This window comes from Pseudoalteromonas sp. SR45-5 (assembly GCF_014163565.1).
Taxonomy (GTDB): Bacteria; Pseudomonadota; Gammaproteobacteria; order Enterobacterales; family Alteromonadaceae; genus Pseudoalteromonas; species Pseudoalteromonas distincta.
Genome location: NZ_JACJDN010000460.1, coordinates 1 through 3,300, shown reverse-complemented (window position 1 = coordinate 3,300; position 3,300 = coordinate 1). Strand labels below are relative to the sequence as shown.

The window sequence follows — 3,300 nt, the reverse complement described above, 5'->3', positions numbered from 1 at the left end:
CCACCTGTCAAAGGTTCCCGTTTAATACCAAAAGAAACACCTACTGGAACAAAGCTCGTAGTATTAGGAAATACATAACTAGTTTCGCCAGTAATTTCACCGTTATCAGTACTAATAGATACCTCAGTACCTGCAGGCATAGGATTATTATACATATCTGCAATATACATAATCAGACTGACACTACTAGTCCCTGTTGGAGTCTGGGTTAAATCTATTTCACTGACTTGACACATCTGTCGGCTTGTTGGATCAGCTTGTGAGCGACGTACTAATGGGCTCGCTGGATCACTGTTTATATGCACCTCAGATGCTGTTACGCCTGCAATAGCAGAGCAATCATCAGCATAGGTTACTAATCTAAAGAATGCCGCATCACCCGACATAACAATCTCTTGGTTTTGAAATACATTAACCAATTGACGGCTACATAGGCCTGCGGTTTCGTCTTCTTCACGACATAGTAAACCATTGTATAAACCGTTTTGGGTAGTCCAAGAACCATTACCATCAAAATCTACGAACTCTTCAAACTCATCACCTGTTGAATTGTCACGAGAACATGGGTCTGTTCCATCACTACAATCTTTGCCGCCAAAAGTACCATCTTCATTGTTATCAATAAAAGCTTCTGGGATATCAAATAAATCATCAAAGAAGTCTTCGCTATCAAAGTAACCATTACCATTTAAGTCTGAAAAAGTCTCTTCACCAATAGCATATGCATGAACGGTTGCTCGTCCACCAAGTGGTAAATCTATTGTAAGATCATTATTTAAAATACCTAATGGGCACGGTAATCCACCATCACACTTTTGAGCAATTGTATTTTCGTACATTGAATCAGTAAAAGGACGCGGGTTGCTACTTGTCCAAGTAACGCTACATGCTCCATTCGTTGTAGTACAACTTGGCTCTATAACTCCACCTTCTGTAATAAAAGTAACGGCCGTACCATCTGGAACAGGATTATTAAAGTGATCGGCTAAACGTGCGTTAACCGCTACTGTATTACCATCAACATTTAATGCATGGGGATTGAAAATAGAACGCGATAGCGAAAAACTATTTTGATCAGCTATACCTGTACTAACAACAAGAATATCTGAAGGGGCTGTTACAACAACTGTATTACCTTCTACCTCTTCTTCACTTGATGCAATAACACGTACAGGTGTTGCAATCGAACCCGATAGTACTGATGTCTTCACTTCGCCACTGGCATTAGTAATAGCGCTGGCAGTGCCTAATGTAATGCCACCTACAGCAGTTGAAAGTTCAAAGTTAACCGTTCTTGACGCTAAATCGTTCCCGTTTGAATCGACAAGTTTGAAAGTCACTTCTGAAATTTCAGTACGGTCAGCACCACCAGTACCTTTTAATGCAATTACAGGCTCTGTAACATCTATAAACTGTAAAAAACCAATATTTGCAGGTGATACATTAATTGTAGTATTTGCAGAAACGGTATCTCCACCAGTAATAACCGTTGCTGTAATAATATCACCACCCACACAAGTTAAAGGGCGATATGTAGAACGTGCAAATCCACCAATACTAGTCACTGTTTCATCAATTGATGCCTGCCCCGAACTTACACAGCCCGATGAGAATTCAACCGTTAATGGAGTTGTATATAACTCACCATCTTTAGAAATTTCAATAGAAATTAGAGCCGTAGCCCCTGCCGCTAATAGCTCATCATCAGCAATAGAGCTCGAAATAGAAATTTCGATATCTACCGCAGCAATCTGAAACGCTTTAGTCAAGTTACTATCAAGTACAGACACGGTGATTTCACCTGCCCCTACATCTTGCCCAGGAACAATATCGAGTAGTGCGATACCATTTGCATCTGTAATTGCAGTGCCTGTTGAAGGAGTAATAGATCCAATAGTAGTAGTAGCGGTTACTAAAGCTTGAGTAAGTGGTGTTGTAGAGTCTTCATTAGTCACTTCAATAAATAAAATAGCTGAAGAATCACCTGAAATACTTGTTACCTCTTCACATAAACTTGCATCTCTAGTTGTTTTAAAATCAACCGGACAGTTTTGCAAAATTTTAAAATTGATATCCGCAGTGCTTTGATCTGGGTTTACAGCATCGCCTCGGGTGTAAAAGCCCAACGTTTTCTCCACACCTTCATACTGTGCGGTTATTAAACCAGCACCTTCGACAGTACCTGAAGTTAAATTAAGTGAAGCTATACCATTTTCGTTTGTTAATGCTGTTCCAATGCTTGGGATAAGATTACCTAGGGTAGAAGAAAAATTAACAACGGCCCCCTCTACTTTAATACCATCACCATCAAGAACAGTTGCTTTAACCACACCACTATCGGCTGCACTAATGGTACTAATTTCGGTCAATGAAGTCGAAGATGTAAGACTCAATCCTATAGAAAAGTCTAACGACTCACCCTGAACGGGTGCATCACCTTCGGTAGTAAATGTATAACCATCAGAGCTGTAAACAATGTTTTCATTATCAGTGTAGGTTGCAACTATAGAACCTGCACCAACTTCTGTACCAGCTAGAAGGCTTATTGTTGCAATGCCTTGAGCATTTGTTAGTGCTGTGCCGTTAGTTGGATTGATTGTTCCTAAACCAGTGAGTACGAATTCAACAAGCTTAAATGCAGCAGGCTCTCCATCAATCTCTAGCTCAACTTGAACAGTAAGAGGGTTTGAATAATCAACATTACGAGTATTCTCACCTGAACTGTTTACAGCTGTGATATTTAACTGAGGTTCTGTTGACGCGGTACCATCAGATTCAAAAGCAAATGTATCCGTGTAACTGACACTATCAATCGTAAAAGTGGCTGTAACTTCACCTGCACCTGCACTTGAACCTGCTATTAGTTCAATAGTCGCTACGCCATCTGATTGAGTAAGAGCGGTACCTGCTACTGGGTCTAGCTCACCAATAGAATCCGCTAACGTGAATGTAATACGCTCGCCAGACACTGCATCACCATCTTCATTAACTAAACTAGCTCTTAATTCTAAAGGAGCATCAGCAGTAACACTATTCGACTCAGTATCACTCGCTTTCAAATAACCTTTCAAACTTATTGTATAGGTTGATGTTTCCGTCGTGGAATCACCATCACTAATAGAGCCGTCTTTTTCAAGTGACCCACCGCCACCACAGGCTGTGAGTAAAAAACTTAGCAATGAAATGCCGAGCAGTCGCATTAAAGGCATGAACCTCTCCCTAGCGTTGTTATTATAATCAAAATTAATTTTCACTTAATATTAACCTATAACTTAGTCTAAAATCTCAGTTTTTTATTAC

At 40.0% G+C, this 3,300-nt stretch carries 1 protein-coding gene; it reads right to left on the bottom strand.

Annotated features, from left to right (window positions below):
• Positions 1–3,209: Ig-like domain-containing protein (locus H5072_RS15090; RefSeq protein ID WP_182693983.1), on the bottom strand; the 3,209-nt coding region annotated here is incomplete at its 3' end.
• Positions 3,210–3,300 lie beyond the last annotated feature (91 nt).